Annotated in this window: 20 protein-coding genes; 11 read left to right on the top strand and 9 right to left on the bottom strand. The window is 68.0% G+C overall.

Features of this window, described 5'->3' with window-relative positions:
• The first annotated feature begins 18 nt into the window (after positions 1-18).
• Complete coding sequence (locus HMPREF1529_RS14515; protein WP_005049194.1) at positions 19-813, top strand: PP2C family protein-serine/threonine phosphatase; 795 nt, start codon at positions 19-21, stop codon at positions 811-813.
• A 35-nt stretch (positions 814-848) separates the two neighbouring features.
• Here the strand turns inward: HMPREF1529_RS14515 and HMPREF1529_RS14510 are convergent, their stop codons facing one another.
• The 5 genes from HMPREF1529_RS14510 to ctaE form a co-directional block, all read right to left on the bottom strand.
• Positions 849-1,256: a rhodanese-like domain-containing protein gene (locus HMPREF1529_RS14510; RefSeq protein WP_005049195.1), complete on the bottom strand. Its 408-nt coding sequence runs from the start codon at positions 1,254-1,256 to the stop codon at positions 849-851.
• An 84-nt stretch (positions 1,257-1,340) separates the two neighbouring features.
• Positions 1,341-3,167 carry a cytochrome bc1 complex cytochrome b subunit gene (qcrB, locus tag HMPREF1529_RS14505; protein WP_005049198.1) on the bottom strand — a complete coding sequence of 609 codons (1,827 nt, stop codon included), beginning with the start codon at positions 3,165-3,167 and terminating at the stop codon, positions 1,341-1,343.
• The gene (gene qcrA, locus HMPREF1529_RS14500) at positions 3,164-4,243 is read right to left on the bottom strand and encodes a cytochrome bc1 complex Rieske iron-sulfur subunit (RefSeq protein ID WP_005049200.1); all 1,080 of its coding nucleotides are present in this window, start codon (positions 4,241-4,243) and stop codon (positions 3,164-3,166) included. Before qcrA ends, qcrB begins: the two co-directional genes overlap by 4 nt.
• 46 nt (positions 4,244-4,289) lie before the next feature.
• Positions 4,290-5,093: a cytochrome bc1 complex diheme cytochrome c subunit gene (qcrC, locus tag HMPREF1529_RS14495; RefSeq protein ID WP_005049203.1), complete on the bottom strand. Its 804-nt coding sequence runs from the start codon at positions 5,091-5,093 to the stop codon at positions 4,290-4,292.
• 21 nt (positions 5,094-5,114) lie between these two features.
• On the bottom strand, positions 5,115-5,759 hold the full coding sequence (gene ctaE, locus HMPREF1529_RS14490; RefSeq protein WP_005049205.1) for an aa3-type cytochrome oxidase subunit III: 645 nt from the start codon (positions 5,757-5,759) through the stop codon (positions 5,115-5,117).
• 121 nt (positions 5,760-5,880) lie between these two features.
• On the opposite strand from ctaE, the gene trpD reads away from it, so the two are divergent.
• From trpD to HMPREF1529_RS14475, 3 genes are all read left to right on the top strand, one after another.
• On the top strand, positions 5,881-6,942 hold the full coding sequence (gene trpD, locus HMPREF1529_RS14485; RefSeq protein ID WP_005049207.1) for an anthranilate phosphoribosyltransferase: 1,062 nt from the start codon (positions 5,881-5,883) through the stop codon (positions 6,940-6,942).
• Positions 6,943-7,037: 95 nt separating this feature from the next.
• Positions 7,038-7,529: a hypothetical protein gene (locus HMPREF1529_RS14480; protein WP_005049210.1), complete on the top strand. Its 492-nt coding sequence runs from the start codon at positions 7,038-7,040 to the stop codon at positions 7,527-7,529.
• A 74-nt stretch (positions 7,530-7,603) separates the two neighbouring features.
• The gene (locus HMPREF1529_RS14475) at positions 7,604-8,590 is read left to right on the top strand and encodes a PHP domain-containing protein (protein WP_016465345.1); all 987 of its coding nucleotides are present in this window, start codon (positions 7,604-7,606) and stop codon (positions 8,588-8,590) included.
• A gap of 3 nt (positions 8,591-8,593) precedes the next feature.
• On the opposite strand, the gene HMPREF1529_RS14470 is transcribed toward HMPREF1529_RS14475, so the two are convergent.
• The 3 genes from HMPREF1529_RS14470 to HMPREF1529_RS14460 are packed head-to-tail and all read right to left on the bottom strand — an operon-like array spanning position 8,594 to position 10,824.
• Positions 8,594-9,508 (bottom strand): 5'-3' exonuclease, encoded by a 915-nt coding sequence (locus HMPREF1529_RS14470; protein WP_016465344.1) that lies wholly within the window; start codon positions 9,506-9,508, stop codon positions 8,594-8,596.
• Positions 9,509-9,544: 36 nt separating this feature from the next.
• Complete coding sequence (locus HMPREF1529_RS14465; protein WP_016465343.1) at positions 9,545-10,294, bottom strand: hypothetical protein; 750 nt, start codon at positions 10,292-10,294, stop codon at positions 9,545-9,547.
• A complete protein-coding gene (locus HMPREF1529_RS14460) occupies positions 10,285-10,824 on the bottom strand; it encodes a hypothetical protein (RefSeq protein ID WP_036283815.1) in 540 nt (179 codons plus the stop codon). The genes HMPREF1529_RS14465 and HMPREF1529_RS14460 overlap by 10 nt, the downstream gene beginning before the upstream one ends.
• 96 nt (positions 10,825-10,920) lie before the next feature.
• Here HMPREF1529_RS14460 and HMPREF1529_RS14455 point away from each other — a divergent pair, with 96 nt between their 5' ends.
• The 6 genes from HMPREF1529_RS14455 (at position 10,921) to coaE (ending at position 17,638) form a co-directional block, all read left to right on the top strand.
• The gene (locus HMPREF1529_RS14455; protein WP_232212137.1) at positions 10,921-11,349 is read left to right on the top strand and encodes a YchJ family protein; all 429 of its coding nucleotides are present in this window, start codon (positions 10,921-10,923) and stop codon (positions 11,347-11,349) included.
• A gap of 9 nt (positions 11,350-11,358) precedes the next feature.
• The gene (locus tag HMPREF1529_RS14450; RefSeq protein ID WP_016465340.1) at positions 11,359-12,369 is read left to right on the top strand and encodes a cation diffusion facilitator family transporter; all 1,011 of its coding nucleotides are present in this window, start codon (positions 11,359-11,361) and stop codon (positions 12,367-12,369) included.
• Between the two features lie 217 nt (positions 12,370-12,586).
• Positions 12,587-14,038, top strand: a complete 1,452-nt coding sequence (gene rpsA / locus HMPREF1529_RS14445) for a 30S ribosomal protein S1 (protein WP_005049227.1) — start codon at positions 12,587-12,589, stop codon at positions 14,036-14,038.
• A 104-nt stretch (positions 14,039-14,142) separates the two neighbouring features.
• The gene (locus HMPREF1529_RS14440) at positions 14,143-15,837 is read left to right on the top strand and encodes an ATP-binding protein (RefSeq protein ID WP_016465339.1); all 1,695 of its coding nucleotides are present in this window, start codon (positions 14,143-14,145) and stop codon (positions 15,835-15,837) included.
• A complete protein-coding gene (locus tag HMPREF1529_RS14435) occupies positions 15,834-17,033 on the top strand; it encodes a hypothetical protein (protein ID WP_016465338.1) in 1,200 nt (399 codons plus the stop codon). Before HMPREF1529_RS14440 ends, HMPREF1529_RS14435 begins: the two co-directional genes overlap by 4 nt.
• A 2-nt stretch (positions 17,034-17,035) precedes the next feature.
• Positions 17,036-17,638, top strand: coding sequence for a dephospho-CoA kinase (gene coaE, locus HMPREF1529_RS14430; protein ID WP_016465337.1), 603 nt, complete (start codon positions 17,036-17,038; stop codon positions 17,636-17,638).
• A 9-nt stretch (positions 17,639-17,647) separates the two neighbouring features.
• On the opposite strand, the gene HMPREF1529_RS14425 is transcribed toward coaE, so the two are convergent.
• The gene (locus tag HMPREF1529_RS14425) at positions 17,648-18,256 is read right to left on the bottom strand and encodes a DUF4126 domain-containing protein (RefSeq protein WP_016465336.1); all 609 of its coding nucleotides are present in this window, start codon (positions 18,254-18,256) and stop codon (positions 17,648-17,650) included.
• 113 nt (positions 18,257-18,369) lie between these two features.
• Between HMPREF1529_RS14425 and uvrB the strand changes: the two genes are divergently transcribed.
• The gene (gene uvrB / locus HMPREF1529_RS14420) at positions 18,370-20,439 is read left to right on the top strand and encodes an excinuclease ABC subunit UvrB (protein WP_016465335.1); all 2,070 of its coding nucleotides are present in this window, start codon (positions 18,370-18,372) and stop codon (positions 20,437-20,439) included.
• The last annotated feature ends 108 nt before the right edge of the window (positions 20,440-20,547 follow it).

The following is a 20,547-nucleotide window of genomic DNA, read 5'->3' as shown; positions in this document are numbered from 1 at the left end:
GGTGCCGGTTCTGCGGTGATGGCTCATTCGATTCGGGCCGGCGTCTCCAGCGACATCGGCCCGTTTCGCGATGTCAATCAGGATGCGGCGTTCATCGCATCGTGGGGCGCGGGCGTGGCGGACGGTGTCGGCGGCGGCCCGGCCGGCGATCTCGCATCGGCGGCTCTCGTCCATCGGCTGGTCGCAGGAGGCTGGCGAGCGGGTGATGCCGCAGAGCTGACCACTCGGCTGCGGGTGGCCAACTGGGATCTGGGCGCGCACGTACGGCGGGATCCCTCGCTGGCGGGTATGGCGACCACGTTCACGGGGATCTGGTTCGGTGATGACGGGACCGTGCTTCTTGCGCACACCGGAGACTCTCGAGGCTATCTTCTTCGTTCGGGACGACTGCTGCGTCAGACCCGTGACGACTCGTTCGTCCAGGTGCTCGTCGATCAGGGGCTGGTGACGGAATCCGACGCGATGACGCATCCGCGCCGCAACATCATCACCGCCTCGCTTCGCGGCGAGCCGTCCGATACGGTCAGCGTGACCGCGCACACGCCGGTGGCCGGGGATCGCTGGCTGCTGTGCAGCGACGGTGTCAGCGACTACCTGCCGGACGACGCGATCGGTGAGATCCTGCGAGACGTCGACGGGCAACAGGATGCCGCGGAGATCATCGTCGCGGCGGCCCTGCAGGCCGGCTCACGCGACAATGTGACCGCCGTCGTGGCAGACGTCGCCGCGGGGGTTCCGTCGGCCGGTGGGGTTGTCTTCGCGGGAGCGGCCACCGAGCGCTTCAGCGAAGACGTGCAACCGATCGCCGGCTGAAGCCCCGGTGTCACGCTGCCGCGCAGGCGGAGTGATCACGGGCGCACATACATGACCTGGGGGTCGAACACGCGGGGGAGCGCACCCTGAGCGTTCTCGGTGGGCAGCCCTTCGCGCACCCAGTACTCGTATCCTCCGATCATCTCCTTCACGGAGTAGCCCAGGCGAGCGAACTCGACGGCGCCCTTCGCGCCGGCATTGCAGCCGGGGCTCCAGCAGTACACGACCACCGGCGTCGTCAGGGGGATCTCCGTCGGAGCCCGCTCAGCGATCTCGCGGTAGGGAATGTGGACGGCGCCCACCGGGTGGCCCTGGGCCCAGGCGTCGGCGCCGCGCACGTCGACGAGTACGAAGGCTTGTCCGTCGCGCTGAGCCGCGTAGACGTCCGAGGCGTCGGTCTCGTGTGCGAGTTTGCCGGTGAAGTAGGAGAGGGCGTCAGTCATGGCTCGACGCTACGCGAACGACGAAGCGGCGAGGAGGACCGGGACGGTCACTCCTCGCCGCTTGACTGTCAGCCTGAGCGGGTGTCAGTCCTCGTCTTTCGCGTCCTTCGTGTCGCCATCCGGGACGATCACATTCGACGGGCGGACGGCGGTCTCGCTCTGGCGACCATCGTCGATCGGGTGGTGCGGTGCGTCGCCGACTCCCGCCCGCTCGTGCATGCCCTGGATCTCGGCATCCTCCTCAGCGGCGATGTGATCCAGCGTGTGATGCTGGTGGGCACGCGCTTCCTCGAGCTCCGCCTGAGTGACCGGAGCGAGGCGGTCCTCGAAGAACCAGCGCGACAGCGAGGCGCGGAAGTTCTCGTGCCAGGGGATGCGACCCTGATCGTTCGGACGCACCACGAGCGGCTGGTTGGTCTCGAAGTCGACGAGCTTGACGATCTCGTACTGGTCGACCGGCTGATGGACCTCGATGTACTCGCCGCCCGGAAGACGGACGATGCGGCCGGACTCGTAGCCGTGCAGGGCGATCTCGCGGTCCTTCTTCTGGAGCGCGATGCACAGACGCTTCGTGATGAAGTACGCGAGCACCGGTCCGACGAACAACAGCGCCTGCAACGTGTGGATGACGCCTTCCATCGTGAGCCAGAAGTGGGTGGCGATGATGTCCGAGGATGCCGCGGCCCACAGCACCGCGTAGAACGTCACACCGGCGGCACCGATCGCGGTGCGCGTCGCGGCGTTGCGCGGACGCTGGGCGATGTGGTGCTCGCGCTTGTCGCCCGTGATCCAGGCCTCGATGAACGGGTACAGCATCACGATCACGATGAACAGGCCCAGAGCCGTCAGCGGGATGAGGATGTTGAACGACCACGTGCGGTCCCAGAGGACGAACTCGAGGTGCGGCGGCACCAGACGCAGCGCGCCGTCGGCGAACCCGATGTACCAGTCGGGCTGCGTGCCGGCCGAGACCGGCGACGGGTCGTACGGACCGTAGTTCCAGATCGGGTTGATCGTGAACAGGGAGGCGATCAGGACGATCACGCCGAACGTGATGAAGAAGAAGCCGCCCATCTTCGACATGTAGACCGGGACCATGGGGAAGCCCACGACATTGCTGTTCGTGCGGCCGGGACCGGCGAACTGAGTGTGCTTGTTCACGATCATGAGCATGAGGTGCACGGCGAGCAGCGCCACCAGGATGGCCGGCAGCAGCAGGATGTGCAGCGTGTAGAGGCGTCCGACGATCTGAGTCCCGGGGAACTCGCCGCCGAACAGCAGGAAGGAGGTCCACGTTCCGATCACCGGAATGCCCTTGACCATGCCGTCGATGATGCGCAGGCCGTTGCCCGAGAGCAGGTCGTCCGGCAGCGAGTAGCCGGTGAAGCCTTCGGCCATGGCGAGGATGAAGAGGATGAAGCCGATCACCCAGTTCAGCTCGCGCGGCTTGCGGAACGCACCCGTGAAGAACACGCGGAGCATGTGCACGCCGATGCCGGCAACGAAGACCAGCGCAGCCCAGTGGTGGATCTGACGCACCAGCAGGCCGCCGCGGATGTCGAACGACAGGCGCAGCGCCGAGTCGAGAGCGGCAGACATCTCGACGCCGCGCAGCGGGACGAACGCCCCGTCGTAGTGCGTTTCGACCATGGATGCCTGGAAGAAGAACGTCAGGAACGTACCCGACAGCAGGACGACGACGAAACTCCACAGCGCGATCTCGCCGAGCATGAAGGACCAGTGGTCCGGGAAGATCTTGCGACCGAGCTCCTTGACCAGACCGGAGATGCTGGTGCGCTCGTCGAGGTAGTTCGCCGCGCCGGCGACGAAGCGGCCGCCCAGCGGCTTCTCGTCGCGGGAGGTCTGAGGCGTGGTGTCAGGGCCTGTCTCGGTGACAGTCGCGGTGCTCAATGGCGCTCCCAGAAGCTCGGGCCGACGGGTTCGGTGAAGTCGCTCTGCGCGATCAGGTACCCCTCGGAGTCAACGGTGATCGGCAGCTGCGGCAGCGGACGAGCGGCCGGTCCGAAGATCACCGCGGCGCCGTGGGTCACGTCGAACTGCGACTGGTGGCAGGGGCAGAGCAGGTGGTGGGTCTGCTGCTCGTACAGCGCGACCGGGCAGCCGACGTGCGTGCAGACCTTCGAGTACGCCACGATGCCGTTGTAGGACCAGCTCTTGCGGTCTTCGGCTTCGACGATCTGCTCGGGCAGCATCCTCATCAGCAGGACGATCGCCTTCGCCTTCTCCTCGAGGTAGCCATCGCTGTGGCTGAGCTCGGCGAGAGACTGGGGGATCACGTGCACCGCGGAACCCAGAGTGAGGTCGGCGGCACGGATCGGCTCGCCGGTGGGGTCGTGCGCGAGACGCTCACCCTTCTTCCACATCGTGTGGCTGAGGAGGGCGACCGGGTCGCCGGCGATCGGGTTCTCGGGGCTGGACTCGGGAGCCAGACCGCGGAACAGGGTGATGCCGGGAAGCACCGAGGCGACAAGAGCGGCGATCAGCGATCCGCGGATGGCGGTGCGGCGTCCGAACCCGGACTCCTCGTTCGCCTCGCGGAAGACGGCGACGGCGCCCTCTCGCGTCACGTCGCGTCCGCGCGTGGCGTGACGCGGCTCGATGTGCTCCTTGTCGCTCATCACGGCCTTGGACCAGTGGATCGCACCGATGCCGATTGCGAGGAGCGCGAGCGCGATGCCCAACCCGATGAACAGGTTGTTGTGGCGGATGTCGACGATCTGACCGCTCTCGATCGGGAAGAGCATGTAGGCGGCGACGGCCCAGATGCTACCCGCGAGGGAGAGGTAGAACAGCGTGTAGACCGTGCGAACGGCGCGCTGCATGGCCGCCGGGTCCTTGTCGGTGATGCGCTCCCGGTGGGGCGGGAGGCCCGGGTTCTGCACGGGGTCGGGGACGGCGACGGCGAGCCCGGGGGAGGGCTTCCATGAAGCCCTCTCGTGCTCGAGTGCGTCTTCCCCGTGTGCCATGTCTCGTCCGTTCCCTACGTCAGTGCCGTTGTCCACGTGTGCCCGATCAGTTCGACTTCGCCGTGATCCACACGGTGATGCCGATGAGCGCGCCGATGCCGAAGATCCAGATGAACAGACCCTCCGAGACCGGGCCGAGCGAGCCGAGGTTGAAACCGCCGGCGGACTCGTTCTCCTGCAGGTACATCAGCGACGAGATGATGTCGCGCTTCTCGTCCGGAGTGATGGTCATGTTGTTGAAGACCGGCATGTTCTGCGGGCCGGTGACCATCGCCGCGTAGATGTGCAGCGGGCTGGTCTTGGTCAGTGCCGGAGCGTACTTGCCCTCGGTGAGTGCACCACCGGCGGCGGCGACGTTGTGGCACATGGCGCAGTTGACGCGGAAGAGCTCGGCGCCGTTGGCGACATCGCCCTTGCCGTCGAGGATGCGCGCATCCGGGTAGGTCGGGCCGGGCGCGACCGACTGTGCCCAGGCCGCGATCGCACGGATCTGGTCCTCGGTGAACTGCACCGGCTTCTGAGGTGCCTGCGGCCCCTGCATCTGCAGTGGCATGCGTCCCGTCGACATCTGGAACTCGACGGCCAGCTCTCCGACCCCGTAGAGCGAGGGCCCGTCAGCGGTGCCCTCCATGTTGAGGCCGTGGCACGTGGCGCAGTTGGCCTGGAAGAGCTTCTTGCCGTCTTCGACGGTGAGCGTGGTGGACGACGCGGACGCGGGCTCCGTCGCGGCCATTGCCGCCGACGCGCCGGCGTAGACGCCGCCGGTGACGAGAAGGCCGATGCCGATGAGCGCGGCGGCAGCCCACTTGCTGCGACGACCGGTCTTCTGCCGGGTGGTCTTGGTTGCCATGGAGGAACTCAGCTCCGCTTCTTACTTGACGACGTAGATGACGAAGAACAGGACGATCCACACCACGTCGACGAAGTGCCAGTAGTACGAGACGACGATCGCGGACGTCATCTCCTTGCGTCCGAAGTTCTTGACGGCGTAGGCGCGGCCGATCACGAGAAGGAAGGCCAGGAGGCCGCCCGTCACGTGCAGCGCGTGGAAACCGGTGGTGATGTAGAAGGCCGACGCGTACGAGCTCGCGCTGATCGGCATGCCCTCTGCGACGAGCGTCGCGTACTCCCACACCTGGCCGGAGACGAAGACGGCGCCCATCACGAACGTGAGGAAGAACCACTCCACCATTCCCCACTGGCGGAACTGCCAGATGGAGCCGCGACGATACGGCTGGAAGCGCTCGGCGGCGAACACACCGGCCTGGGCGGTGAACGAGGAGAGCACCAGGATGCCGGTGTTCACGGCCGCGAACGGCACGTTCAGGTCGCCCGTGCTGGCAGCCCACAGGTCAGGGGAGGCGTTGCGCAGCGTGAAGTAGATCGCGAAGAGACCCGCGAAGAACATGACCTCGCTGCCGAGCCACACGATGGTGCCGACAGCGACCGGATCCGGCCGCTTGACGGAACGCAAGGCTTGGGAATAGGTCGCTGGAGTGGTCGTCACGCTCCCCATTATGGCTGATTTCACAGCCGGTTTTCGCATCACTGAAGGTGCGTTCGACTTTCGGGGGGATTGGAGGGCCCTTCGGGCGCGCCGGGAGTTGGCTGGCAGAGTGCCGATAGGATCGGGGCTCATGGCGGAGCTCTATTCCTGGCCCGAAATCCTCACTGCCGTGCTCGAGCGGCGCGACCTCAGCGTGTCGGAGTCGACGTGGGCCATGCGGCAGGTGATGCAGGGCACGGCGACGCCGTCGCAGCTCGGCGGATTTCTTCTCGCCCTGCGTGCGAAGGGGGAGACGGTCGACGAGATCGTGGGCTTCCGTGACGCGATCCTCGAGGCGGCGTTGCCCCTGCCCGTGTCGGCCGACGTGCTCGATATCGTCGGCACCGGGGGAGACCGATTCGGTACCGTCAACATTTCCACGATGTCGGCCATCGTGGCCGCTGCGACCGGTATCCCGGTGGTCAAGCACGGCAACCGCGCTGCCAGTTCCGCCTCGGGCTCCTCCGATGTGCTCGGCGCGCTCGGCATCGATCTCGCGCTGTCGCCGGAGCGGGTCGCCGAGGTGCTCGCCGAGGCCGGCATCACCTTCGCCTTCGCGTCCGCGTTCCATCCGGGCTTCCGTCACGCGGGGCCGACGCGAGCGGAACTGGGTGTGCCCACCGTCTTCAACTTCCTCGGGCCGCTCTGCAATCCTGCTCGCGCCGAGGCCAACGCCGTGGGGGTCGCCGCTCTCGATCGCGTTCCTCTGATCACCGGCGTCTTCCAGACACGCGGAGCCACGGCGTTGGTGTTCCGCGGCGATGACGGCCTGGACGAGCTCACGACCACCGGCCACAGCCGTGTCTGGGAGATCAGCCGAGGCGACATCCACGAGCACGACCTCGATCCGCGAGACCTCGGCATCCCTCTGGCGGAGATCGACGACCTGCTCGGCGGCGATGCGCAGCACAACGCCGAGATCGTGCGACGGGTGCTCGACGGCGAAAAGGGCGCCGTACGCGACATCGTCCTGCTCAACGCGGCCGCGGGCATCGTCTCGTACGACCTGTTCCGCGATTCCACGCAGGTGCAGTTCCCGATCGTCGAGCGCCTCGCCGGTGCCCGTGACCGGGCAGCGGCGGCGATCGACGACGGCTTGGCTCGCGGTGTGCTCGCCCGCTGGGTCGAGGCAACGACACGCGCTGTGGACTGACCACAGGGTTTTCTCCGGCCCGTCCTCCTGGTTTCGGTTCTCATCAGAGCGATACCTTGAGTCAACAGCACGGCACCGAAGAGAGGACCCCCGCCATGTCAGAGAACATCGCCACCGCAGACACCCTTGAACCCCCGCAGAAGAAGGTCGGCTTCGTCAAGATCGCCGGCATTCTCGGCATCCTCGGCGGCATTGCGCTGATCGTGGTGGGTCTGGTCGTCTGGCTCACGGTGTCCAGCCAGCTGCGCGCAGAGAACATCACCGTGCCCGACGACGCGATGGCTTTCCAGGGACAGACCGTCCAGGGCCCGTTCACCGCCTACGTGCAGGCCGACATCATCCAGCACCACGCGCTGAAGGCGTCGGGCGGCAAGACCTATGCCGAACTCGACAGGGAGGATCCGGTACGCGCGACCATGATGAACGCGTCGTTCCTGCGCGCCTCGCTGTTCACCTCCGTCGTCTCGTTCGGCGTCGCCGCCTTCGCGATGGGGGTGGGGATCCTGTCCATCCTCTTCGGTGCGGCCCTCACCCGGCTGGCCTCGGTGCCCGTCGTCGTGCGTCGGTCTGCCGTGATTCGGTCCTGACGCCTGACCGATCGTCCCAGCGGAACGGGCTCGCGCACCGCGCGGGCCCGTTCCGCTGTCATGATGGCGTGCAGATGAAGCCGATCGATGCGCTGCGGGAGATCGCGACGCTGCTCGAACGCGAGCGGGCGTCGCGATACCGCTCTGCGGCCTTCCGCAGGGCGGCGGCAGCGATCGAGGATCTCTCGGACGACGAGCTGCGGGATGACGCGAGCCTCCGCAGGCGCGCGGGCATCGGGGACTCGTCGTTCCGAGTGATCCACGAGGCGCTGGCCGGCGAGGTGCCCGCCTATCTCGCGGAGCTGCGTGACCGATTCGCCCCTGCACGTTCGACGCTGCGAGCGAAGCTGCGCGGCGACCTGCACTGTCACTCGAACTGGTCGGACGGCACGACCTCGATCGGCGAGATGGTCGACGCGGGGCGCGCCCTCGGTCACGAATACCTCGCGCTGACGGATCACTCGCCGCGTCTGCGCGTGGCCAACGGTCTGAGCGCGCAACGACTGCGTGCGCAGCTCGACGAAGTACCGTCGTTCAGCGACGATCGCTTCACACTGCTCAGCGGTATCGAGGTGGACATCCTCGACGACGGGCGTCTCGATCAGGAGCGGATGCTGCTGGCGCGGCTGGACGTGGTCGTCGCCTCGGTGCACTCCAAGCTGCGAATGGAATCCTCGGCGATGACCCGCCGTCTGGTGGCGGCGGTCTCTTCGGGTCAGGCGCACGTGCTCGGCCACGTGACGGGCCGGCTCGTGCGGGGCGAGCGGGGCACCCGGCCGGCTTCCACCTTCGATGCGCGCGCCGTGTTCGCGGCCTGCGCGGCTCATGACGTGGCCGTCGAGATCAACGCACGACCCGAGCGTGAGGATCCGCCGTCGGGGCTCATCGCTCTCGCGCTGGCGGAGGGGTGCCTCTTCTCCCTCGACTCCGATGCGCACGCTCCCGGTCAACTCGGTCTGATCGATGAGGGGGCGGCGCGTGCGGAGCGAACCGGCGTCCCGCCGGAGCGGATCATCACCACGTGGCCGCTGGACCGCTTGCGCGATTGGCTCGCGCGCTGATCGTCAGGCGCGGGCGGTGATGGCGGCGATCGCGCGGGCGAGCGGTGCCCCGAGGTTCCACTCGGCATCCAGCCGGGCGGCCGCGTCGGGGTCGGGGGAACGCAGCGGTGCGTCGACGGCGGGAAGGTCGAGCGTGCGGACGACCTCGACGACCCGCGGGGCGACGGCGAGGTAGTCGGTCGCGGCGACGATCTTCGCCCGAACGCCCGCCGCGAGGCCTCCGCGGGCTGCCTCCGCGATGATGCCGGCGAGGTCGCCGTGACTGGCGAGCAGGGCCGCAGCCGTCTTCTCGCCGATCCCGGCGACGCCGGGCAGCCCGTCCGAGGCGTCACCGCGCAGGACGGCGAAGTCGGAGTACTGGCTGGCCCGCACTCCGTACTTCTCGACGACGGCAGCTTCGTCGAGGACTTCGAGCTTGCTCATGCCGCGTCCGGTGTAGATCACGCGCACCGACCGGGCGTCGTCGACGAGTTGGAACAGGTCGCGGTCGCCCGTCACGACATCGACGGCACCGGCGTGCTGAGTCGCGTAGCTGGCGATGACATCGTCGGCTTCGTGATCGGCCCTACCGATCACGGGGATGCCGAGAACTGCCAACTCGTCACGGATGACAGGGATCTGGGCCGTAAGCGGATCGGGGACCTCTTCGATGTCGGTGTCGTCGGCGACGACCTCGGCGACGCGGTGGGTCTTGTACGTGGGGATGAGGTCGACCCGCCACTGCGGACGCCAGTCGTCATCCCAACAGGCGATCACGTGGGTCGGCTCGTAGGTCGACACGAGCTTCGCGATCATGTCGAGCAGCCCGCGTGCGGCGTTGACCGAGGTGCCGTCGGGGGCTGTGACCGTGTCTGGCACGCCGTAGAACGCACGGAAGTAGAGGGACGCGGTGTCGAGGAGCATCAGGCGATCGGCCACGCGCTCATCCTGTCACGACGGTGCGACGGCGCGGGGTCAGCAGCCGGGGCCGCGTGGATTCTCGAGACAGGTCTTGTCGACCAGGGCGGTCTTGACGTCGACGATCTGCAGCGTCGTCGTGCCGGCGGGGATGTCGAGGAGGCCGGGCACATCGATCCATCCGTTGCCGAAGTTGGCCTGCGCCGCATAGCGCACGGTCGCCGACGCCGTGTAGGTGCCGCGTGCGGCATAGGCGTGGCTGGTGTCGGTGGCGCTGAACTGCGCGCGTCCGAGCGCGGCCCAGGTCCGGCCGCCCGTGGGACTGTCGCGCGACGTGCCGTCACCGTAGATGAAGCGGTACGACGTCGGCGTGAACCGGACCGTGACCGGAAGATCGAAGAGCGTCCCCGCCTGTTCATGGACTCCGGCCGTCGCGACGAAGTTCATCGGCATGCCGACGATGCCGACCCCATCGGGTTCATCGACGAAGGGGGCGGATGCCGGAGCGAACGACGCCACGTCGCTGAGGGTCGGCTGCAGCACCACGACCGAGTAATTGCCGCGGCACAGGCTGTCGGTGCATGCCGGCGGCGGTGGCGCCGGCGCGGCCTCGGCATCGCCGCCATCGCCGCGGGAACCCCCGGAACCGCCAGATCCGCCCGGACGCGTCGCGCCGATCTCGACCGACGACCCGGTGTTGGAGATGGAGCAGTTGCCGCCCCATGCGGCGGAGCCTGCACAGCTCTTTGTGTCGCCCGGGACTGCTGCCCACAGCACAGTCGCCAGTGCTATCGAACTCAGGAGCATCTGGGCTCCTCGACAGCGGTCATCTCCAGGATCTGGGTTCTGCCCGCTTCCTCCTCGCGGGTGAAACTGAGCTGCAGCGCATACGCTGGCGGCCGACTGGTCTGCACCTGAGACACACCGTCTGCGTTATCCAACCTGATATTGCTCACGTCGAGGCAAGCAACAGCCGTTACAAGCGAGGGGCTGACGGCGCGCCCTTCAAAGAACACAACTCGACTATCCCCAGATACAGTCCAGCCTTTATCGTGCATATCCGTCAGCGACGTCCGCTCCTGCTCGAGCGCAGTCCCAGTAAGCCAGTCATACACGCCGTTGAACGTCTCTGTGCGAGCCAAATCCACCTTGTTTAGGGCGTCGACGTAGGCGCGGTAGGTCGCCTCGGCGGCGGCGAAGGCCTCGGCATCCGAGGAGAACGTCGAGGCGCTGGAGCGCGGCGCGGGCGACGGCGTGCTCTGCGGTGTGCATCCGACGATGCTCTCGGCCAGCGCGACCGCCACCACTGCCGACAGCACGTGTCTTCGCCTGGTCATGTCTCTCACGGTAGCCACCGCGCCGTGCGCTCACCGCGGTTTTCCACAGCCGCACACTCGGCGCGCGCGAGCGTGGGCGCGACGTAGAGTCGGGGAATGTCCTTCGGCGCCGTCTCCCCGCCACGCGGCCGTCGGCCCTCCGCAGCATCGCCGTGCCCGTGCGGCGGCGGCGCGTTCGCCGCATGCTGCGGTCCTGTTCTCGACGGTCTCGCGGCCGCGACGGCGGAGAAGCTCATGCGCTCACGGTTCACGGCGTTCGCGCTGGGCGACGCCGGTCATCTGCTGGCGTCCTGGCACCCCGGCACCCGCCCCGATCGACTGGAGCTCGACGACGACCTGTGCTGGGAGCGCCTCGATATCGATGAGACCCACGGAGGGGCGGACGACGTCCGCGCCACCGTCGCGTTCCGGGCCGCGTGGCGGGAGCGCGGCACCGGCGCACGCGGCGTCCTCGCCGAACGGAGCCGCTTCCGTCGTCTCGACGGTCGCTGGCTGTACGTCGACGGCGTCGTCGACCCCGCGTAGCGTGTGAGCATGGCGCCCTCCCGATCGTCCCGCCGCGCGGCGCTCCCTGCGCCGGACGGCGCAGCCGGCGATGCGGAGTCGCTGCTGACGGTTCTCGTCGCGCTCGGAGCGAACCTCCTCATCGCCGTCGCGAAGACCGTCGCGGCGGTGCTCACCGGTGCGGCGAGCATGCTCGCCGAGGCCGCGCACTCGTGGGCGGACACCGGCAACGAGATCTTCCTCTTCGTCGCGACCCGCCGGTCGGCGCGTCCGCGCGATGCGCGGCATCCCACCGGGTACGGACGGGAAGCGTACGTGTGGTCGCTCTTCGCGGCGTTCGGTCTGTTCGCCGTCGGCGCCGGCGTCTCGATCATGCACGGGGTGCAGGAGCTGTTCGCGCCTGAGCCGGCCGGTCTGTTCGGCGTCTCCTACGCCGTCCTGGGTATCGCGTTCGTCCTGGAGGGCGTCTCGTTCCTCCAGGCGCTGCGCCAGTCGCGTCGTCGCGCACGGGAGAGCGCGAAGGACGTGCTCGAGTACGTCATGGACACGTCTGATCCCACGCTGCGTGCGGTCTTCTTCGAGGATGCCGCGGCGCTGATCGGACTGGTGATCGCCTTCCTCGGCATCCTGTTGCATCAGCTCACCGGCTCGGCCGCTCCCGATGCGATCGGATCGATCCTCGTCGGCGTACTGCTGGCCGTGGTCGCCATCGTGCTGATCCGGCAGAACCGTCGCTTCCTCGTCGGCGTCGCGGTCGAGCCGCGAGTGCGGGCCGCCGCGCTGCAGCGTCTGCTGGAACAGGCGGAGATCGCGCAGATCACCTACCTGCACATCGAATACGTCGGCCCCGGACGGGTGTTCGTCGTCGCCGCGGTCGACCTCGTGGGCGACGTCCCCGAGCATGCGGTCGCCGCCCAGCTGAACGCCGTCGAGGATCGTCTGGCCGAGAGCCCGCGCGTCGCCTGGGCGGTGCTCACGCTGTCTCGACCGGGCGCTCCGGCGTTGGATCCGACGGACCCCGCCGACCCGCTGCGGGGTTGAGGTGACGCCGCGGCGCCGGCGAGCGAGAACACCCGCGATGACACGGTGATTCTGATACCCTGGAGTGTCATTCGTGTGGCGCTGTGCTGCGCGCTCATGACACGCAATCCCTGACCGACCGCTCCGGCGGGGCATTCGTTCGTCTTCGTCCGTGTGCCGTCCCGCGATCATCTCGCGCCGGAGCCCGACATCCAACCCAACAAGGACAACCCACTACATGACTACCGCAACGACCGCCCCGGCCACCAAGCAGGTCGCCATCAACGACATCGGATCTGCTGAGGACTTCCTGGCCGCGGTCGAGAAGACCCTCAAGTTCTTCAACGACGGCGACCTCATCGAAGGCACCGTCGTGAAGATCGACCGCGACGAGGTCCTCCTCGACGTCGGGTACAAGACCGAGGGGGTCATCCCCTCGCGCGAGCTTTCCATCAAGCACGACGTCGACCCCAACGAGGTCGTCAAGGTCGGCGACGAGGTCGAAGCCCTCGTTCTCCAGAAGGAGGACAAGGAAGGCCGCCTCATCCTCTCCAAGAAGCGCGCGCAGTACGAGCGTGCCTGGGGTGACGTCGAGAAGATCAAGGAGAACGACGGTGTCGTCACCGGTTCCGTGATCGAGGTCGTCAAGGGTGGTCTCATCGTCGACATCGGCCTGCGCGGCTTCCTGCCCGCGTCGCTCATCGAGCTGCGTCGCGTCCGCGACCTCACGCCGTACCTCGGCCAGGAGATCGAGGCGAAGATCCTCGAGCTCGACAAGAACCGCAACAACGTCGTTCTCTCGCGCCGCGCCCTGCTCGAGCAGACGCAGTCCGAGTCCCGCACCACGTTCCTCAACAACCTGCACAAGGGTCAGGTCCGCAAGGGTGTCGTCTCGTCGATCGTCAACTTCGGTGCGTTCGTCGACCTCGGCGGCGTCGACGGTCTCGTCCACGTGTCGGAGCTGTCCTGGAAGCACATCGAGCACGCCTCCGAGGTCGTCGAGGTGGGCCAGGAGGTCACCGTCGAGATCCTCGAGGTCGACCTCGACCGCGAGCGCGTCTCCCTGTCGCTGAAGGCGACGCAGGAGGACCCGTGGCAGGTCTTCGCCCGCACGCACGCGATCGGTCAGGTCGCACCGGGCAAGGTCACCAAGCTCGTCCCCTTCGGTGCGTTCGTTCGCGTCGCGGACGGCATCGAGGGCCTCGTGCACATCTCGGAGCTCTCGGGCAAGCACGTCGAGCTCGCCGAGCAGGTCGTGTCGGTCGGCGAAGAGGTCTTCGTCAAGATCATCGACATCGACCTCGAGCGTCGTCGCATCTCGCTCTCGCTCAAGCAGGCGAACGAGTCGGTCGACCCCAACGGCACCGAGTTCGACCCGGCGCTGTACGGCATGGCGACCGAGTACGACGAGAACGGCGAGTACAAGTACCCCGAGGGCTTCGACCCCGAGTCGGGTGCCTGGCTCGAGGGCTTCGACGCCCAGCGCGAGAAGTGGGAGCAGGAGTACGCCGCTGCCCAGGCTCGCTGGGAGGCGCACAAGCTCGCCGTCGCCAAGACGCTCGAGGCCGAGGCTGCCGCTCCGATCGAGACCGGCGGATCGTCGTTCTCGTCCGACTCCTCGAACGGCGGCGGAACGCTGGCCGACGACGAGGCTCTCGCGGCTCTGCGCGAGAAGCTGTCGGGCCGCTGAGCCGCACCGCATTCGCACAGGGCCGTCGCCCCGGATCCGTCCGGGCGGCGGCCCTGTGCCGTCGCATCCTGCCGTCGCGCGCTCCCCGGCTGTAACGTCATCCCATGGCGAGCACCCCGAGCCCCACCGGCCCCGCAGACGGCCGCATTCGCGGCCAACTGCGCGACCGCGCCGCGGCGAGCAATCAGCTCGTGCTGTGCGCCGTCGTCGGCGTGCTGTTCTTCATCGGCATCGCCACGGCGTCCCTCACCGATGGCGGTCTCTTCGGGATCGCGGTGCTGCTCGTCGTCCTCGGAGGAGTGGCCGGCCTTGCCGTACCCTGGTCGCGCTTGCCGCCGTACGCCGTGATCGTCCTTCCGGTCGTCGATATCGTCGCCATCGCGCTCATGCGCATCGCCGAACCGAACGCTGCTTTCGGGTTGCTGTGGGTGTTTCCGGCGATGTGGCTGTCGGTGATCGGCCGCGCCGGCTTCGCGATCTCGGTGGTCGGCATCCCCGTCGTGTATTGGTGCATCCTGTGGACCGGGGCATCGCCGGCGGGCACGTACGCGGTGGTCCTGCTTCCGGTCGTCATCGTCGCGGTCAGTGTCGCCTGCTACTCGTCTTCGCGCCGCTTCCGTGCGCAGCGAACGCTGTTGGACCGTCAAGCGGTGCGCGTGTCGGCGGCGCACCGCGAGGCGCTGCGTCAGGAGCAGCTGGTCAGCGAAGTCCTCGACACGGTCGACTTCGGAGTCATCCGCCTTTCCGCGGCGGGCGAGGTCGTGCTCGAGAACGATGCGCTCCTCCGCTTCGGCCGCATACCCGGATTCCTTCCTGGCGGCGCCGGCGACTCCGCCGTCACCGACGAGAAGCTGGTGCCTCTCGACCCTCAGCAGCACCCTCTCGTGCGTCTGCAGCGTCAGGAGTCGTTCGACGATGCCGTCCTGTGGTTTGCACTGCCCGACGGTCGCCGACGCGCGTTCGCCTTCGCCGGGCGCCCCCTCACGGATCACAAGGGCGCCCCGGCCGGAGCGGTGCTGATCGCGCGCGACGTCACCGCGGAGCGGGACGCCCAGCGGGTGCGTGACGACTTGGTTGCATCGGTCTCCCACGAGCTTCGCACCCCGCTGACGTCCATTCTCGGGTATCTCGAGCTGGTCCTCGACGGCGGCGGACTCTCGGATGCCGCGCGCAGGCACGTCGAGACCGCGCACCGCAATAGCGAGCGGCTGCTCGGCATCGTCACCGACATCCTGTCGGCGTCGTCGCGGTCGGGATCATCGATCGACACGCGTCTGCACCTCCGTTCCGTCGACATGACCGAGATCGTGCGGGCCGCGGCGGCGGGTCTGGCGCCGGTCGCAGAGGATCGCTTCGTCGTTCTCCGCGTAGAGCAGTCCGGTGTGGCGCAGGCGTACGCCGACCCCGCCCGCATTCGACAGGTGGTCGACAACCTCATCGCGAATGCCGTGAAGTTCAATCGCGACGGTGGTCGAGTGACGGCATCCACTTCGACGGACGGCGTGCACACGACGGTACGCGTCGCCGATACGGGTATCGGCATGGCCCCCGACGCGGCCGCGAGAGTGTTCGAGCGGTTCTTCCGAGCGACCCCCTCCGTGCCGGGCAACGGCTTGGGGCTGACGATCACCCGCGATCTGGTCGCCGCTCATGGCGGGACCATCGCGGTCGAATCGACCGCGGGAGAGGGGAGCGTCTTCACGGTGGTACTGCCGGCCACGCGCGAGGTCTTCGAGCAGGAGGTGTCCGCTGGACACCCGCCCGGACCCGCCGCGCTCACCGACAAGGATGAGGCATGAATCTCGATCTGTTCAGCGTGACCGTCATGACGGCCATCGTCGCCGCGGTCGCCAGTCTGACATTCATCCTCGACACGCTGCTGCGGCGCGACACCGGCCCCGGACGGCTCTGGGCGGTGGCGTTCTTCTGCGGACTGGCGACGACGCTCGCCTACATGGCGTGGTCCGCGGGCGTCGGCGGCGCTGTCTCGGTCGCGGTCGGCAACGCGCTGTTCGTGTCGGTACCGGGATTCATGCTGCTCGGATGCCGACGGTTCAACGACCGCTCCGCGAAGATGACTGCGGTGGTGGTCGGGCTGCTCGCCGTGGTGACGTTCGTCGCCGCGCTGATCGAGTATCCGACGCGGGGGAGTTGGGGTGGTTGGTGGGCGATGGCGGCATCGCTCGTGCTGCTTTTCGGCGGCGGAGCAGTCGAGTCGCTGCGCAGCCCCATGCGCGGCCTGCGCAGTGCGTGGGCCTTGTCAACCGTGCTCGCGGCAGCGGGAGTGTTCTACGCGGTGCGCCTCGTCGTCTTCGCGGTGCTCGGTCCGCAGAGCGAGCTGTTCTCGCGCTGGCTCGGCTCCATCAGCGCGAACATCGTCACGGTGATGCTGACGATGGTCGCGGCGATCGTCATGTCGGTCCTGCGCTCGCAGCGCACGACGCGGCAGCGCTACGAGTGGCTGACGTCCAACGGCGTCGCTGCCGACGGCGTCATGCTCCCGCGGACCTTCTCCGGAGCCCTTGCCGACATCGTGGAGAGGGCGTCGTGGCGGCAGGAGGGTATCGCCGTCATCGTGCTGCGCGCCGACGGGCTCGACGAGATCGGTGACGCTTTCGGCGGCGATGTGGTCGACACGATCTCGGCTGCATGCCGTCACGCGGCCCGGTCCTATGCACCCGCGGCGGCGCTGGTCGGTGAGGACGGCGACGGGCAGCTCGTCATCTGCACACTGGCCGAATCGACCGCTGACGCCCGGCGCGTGGGCAGTGCGCTCTTCCGAGGCGCCATCGACGAGCTCACCGGGGTCGATCACGGCCGTCTCGCGTCGGTGGGCGTCGGCGTGGGACTCACCTCGTCCCTCGGGTACGACCCGGGCATCCTCATGAGCGCCGCGCGCACGGCGGCGCTGCGCGCGGCGCGCATCGCGGAGGCCTCCGTCTTCGTGGCCGCGCCGTCAATCGGTGCCGCCGATGCCGACGTGGCATCCTCATAGGCATGCCCCTTCTCGCGTTGACCGGCGGCATCGCCTCCGGCAAGTCGACCGTCGCACGCCTGCTCGCCCAGCACGGCGCGGTCATCGTCGACGCCGACGCCATCGTCCGAGAGCTGCAGACGCCCGGTTCCCCGGTGCTCGAGCAGATCGCCGCCGCGTTCGGTCCTGCGGTGATCGCCGCCGACGGCAGCCTCGACCGTGCGGCGTTGGGAGCGATCGTCTTCTCCGACGACGACGCCCGCCGCCGCCTCAACGCCATCGTCCATCCGGCGGTCGCGGCGGAATCCGCTCGACGGTTCGCTGCGGCCTTCGCCGCCGATCCCCGTGCGGTCGTGGTCTACGACGTCCCGCTGCTCGTCGAGGCTCGCGCCGACGACCCGTGGGATCTGATCGTCGTTGCGCAGGCCCCGGCATCCCTGCGGGAAGAGCGCCTCATCTCCCTCCGCGGACTCACCACCGACGAGGCCCGCGCACGGTTGGCGTCGCAGGCCGACGATGGCGCACGGCTGGCCATCGCCGACGTCGTCATCGACACCGCCGGGTCGCTGGCCGAGACGTCCGCACAGGTGCAAGCCCTGTGGGCGCGCCTGCACGCGCAGCGCTGAGGCGCGGCATCACGGGAGCGGTGCGGAGGCGACGGACGGCCGTGCACGACGACGGCGTCGACGGCGCAGCAGGAGCACGGCCGACACCACCAGAGCCACGATGAGTGCGCCGGCCAGCACAGGCGCGAAGATCGCTGCCACGATGAGCGCGCCCGCCGACACGTCCTCTGCCGCGGAGAGGACGGGGGCGGCGACGCCTGCCGTGGCCACATTGGCGAGGGGGCGCACCGACGCCTTGAGGGCGTGCAGTGCCAGCGCGATCACGACACCGATGACGATGGGCACCCACGTGGCGCCGGCGAAGAGGGTCGGGTCGTCGACGCGCACCGTCTGCGCGCTCGATCCGGCGCCGAAGGCGATGCCCCCGGATGCCGGGCGCACCACCGTCTGAAGGATGTCGTTCACGGAGTCCACCGCGGGAACCTTGTCGGCCACGATCTCCACGATGAGCAGGACTCCGGTGATCCAGAGGGCGACGTCGCTGGAAAGCCACGACCAGGATGCCGGCAGATCGATCACCGGCACGACGCGGTCCAACAGCCCCAGCGCGAACAGCGGCATCCATGCATTCAGCCCGGCGGCCGCGGCGAGGCCGGACCCGACGAGGAACTCCAGCATGGCTCCAGCGTAGGGGGCCGAGCGCGCGTGTCGCCTCCGGGCAGCGTGGCGGAACGGCGACGCCGAGGGCGAACGACGCGGCCGATGTCGGAAGCCGAGCCTACGCTGGAGGCATGCAGACCACGCGATCCGTCCGACCGTTCGAGGTCGTCAGCGAGTATGCGCCCAGCGGTGACCAACCGAAGGCGATCTCCGAGCTCGCGGCTCGTATCAACGCGGGGGAGACCGACGTCGTCCTGCTCGGCGCGACCGGTACCGGCAAGTCGGCGACGACGGCCTGGCTGGTCGAGCAGGTGCAGCGGCCCACGCTCGTCCTGGCGCACAACAAGACGCTGGCCGCGCAGCTGGCCAATGAGTTCCGCGAGCTGATGCCGCACAACGCCGTCGAGTACTTCGTCAGCTACTACGACTACTACCAGCCCGAGGCCTACGTTCCACAGACGGACACCTTCATCGAGAAGGACTCGTCGGTCAACGCGGAGGTCGAGCGCTTGCGCCACTCGACCACGAACTCGCTGCTCAGTCGCCGCGATGTCGTCGTGGTCAGCACGGTGTCCTGCATCTACGGCCTCGGCGCGCCCGAAGAGTACCTCCGCGCGATGGTCGCCCTCCAGGTGGGCGAGCGGTACGACCGGGACGCGCTCATCCGCAAGTTCATCGCGATGCAGTACAACCGCAACGATGTCGACTTCTCGCGCGGCAACTTCCGCGTGCGCGGAGACACGATCGAGATCATTCCCGTCTACGAGGAGTACGCCGTTCGCATCGAGCTGTTCGGCGACGAGATCGAGGCGCTGTATATGCTCCATCCTCTCACCGGAGACGTCGTGCAGAAGCTCGACAGCGTGCCGATCTTCCCCGCTTCGCACTACGTGGCGGGCACCGATACGGTCCATCGCGCCATCGGTACGATCGAGGCAGAGCTGGCCGAGAGGCTGGCGGAGCTCGAGGGCCAGGGCAAGCTGCTGGAGGCGCAGCGCCTGCGGATGCGCACCACGTTCGACCTGGAGATGCTGCAGCAGCTCGGCTTCTGTTCGGGCATCGAGAACTACTCCCGACACATGGACGGCCGGCAGCCCGGCGAGCCGCCGCACACGCTGCTCGACTTCTTCCCCGACGACTTCCTGCTCGTGATCGATGAGTCGCACGTCACCGTGCCGCAGATCGGCGCCATGTACGAAGGCGACGCCTCGCGCAAGCGCACGCTCGTGGACCACGGCTTCCGGCTTCCGAGCGCGCTCGATAACAGGCCGCTGCGTTTCGACGAGTTCAAGAACCGCATCGGACAGACGGTCTATCTGTCGGCCACGCCGGGGCGCTACGAGATGGGCATCGCCGACGGCGTGGTCGAGCAGATCATCCGCCCGACCGGTCTGGTCGATCCGCAGATCGTGATCAAGCCCTCGAAGGGGCAGATCGACGATCTGCTGGAGGAGATCCGCGTGCGTGTCGAGCGCGACGAACGCGTTCTGGTCACCACGCTGACGAAGAAGATGGCCGAGGAGCTGACGGACTTCCTCGGCGAGCACGGCGTTCGCGTGCGTTACCTCCACTCCGATGTCGACACGCTGCGCCGCGTCGAACTGCTCACCGAGCTGCGCCAGGGCGTCTACGACGTGCTGGTGGGAATCAACTTGCTGCGTGAGGGCCTCGACCTGCCCGAAGTCTCGCTTGTCGCCATTCTGGATGCCGACAAGGAGGGGTTCCTGCGCAGCGGTACGTCCCTCATTCAGACGATCGGTCGCGCGGCACGGAACGTGTCCGGCGAAGTGCATATGTACGCCGACAACATGACCGACTCGATGCGCTCGGCGATCGAGGAGACCGAGCGTCGTCGTGAGAAGCAGATCGCGTACAACACGGCTCACGGCATCGATCCTCAGCCCCTGCGCAAGAAGATCGCCGACATCACCGACGTTCTGGCACGCGAGGCCTCCGACACGAAGGCGCTTCTCGCGCGCGGGGGTGGGTCGGGTCGAGCCGGCTCGCCGACACCGCGCTTGCGCCGAGAGGGCATCGCCGCAGAGGGAGCCATGCAGCTCGAGGCGACCATCGACGATCTCTCGCAGCAGATGCTCGCGGCAGCCGCTGAGCTCAAGTTCGAGCTCGCCGCGCGGCTTCGCGACGAAGTTCAGGATCTGAAGAAGGAGCTGCGCGCGATGGTCAATGCGGGTCACGCGTGAGCGTGCCCGTCGAGGCTCATCCCCCCACCTGAACGAAGGCGGACGCCGTTGATGGCGCGTGAAGTCGGACTCTGCGCGGCGATGCTGACAGTCGTGTTCTCAGGGGTT

The organism is Microbacterium sp. oral taxon 186 str. F0373, from assembly GCF_000411455.1.
Lineage (GTDB): Bacteria > Actinomycetota > Actinomycetes > Actinomycetales > Microbacteriaceae > Microbacterium.
This window is presented reverse-complemented; position numbering and strand designations above follow the sequence as displayed.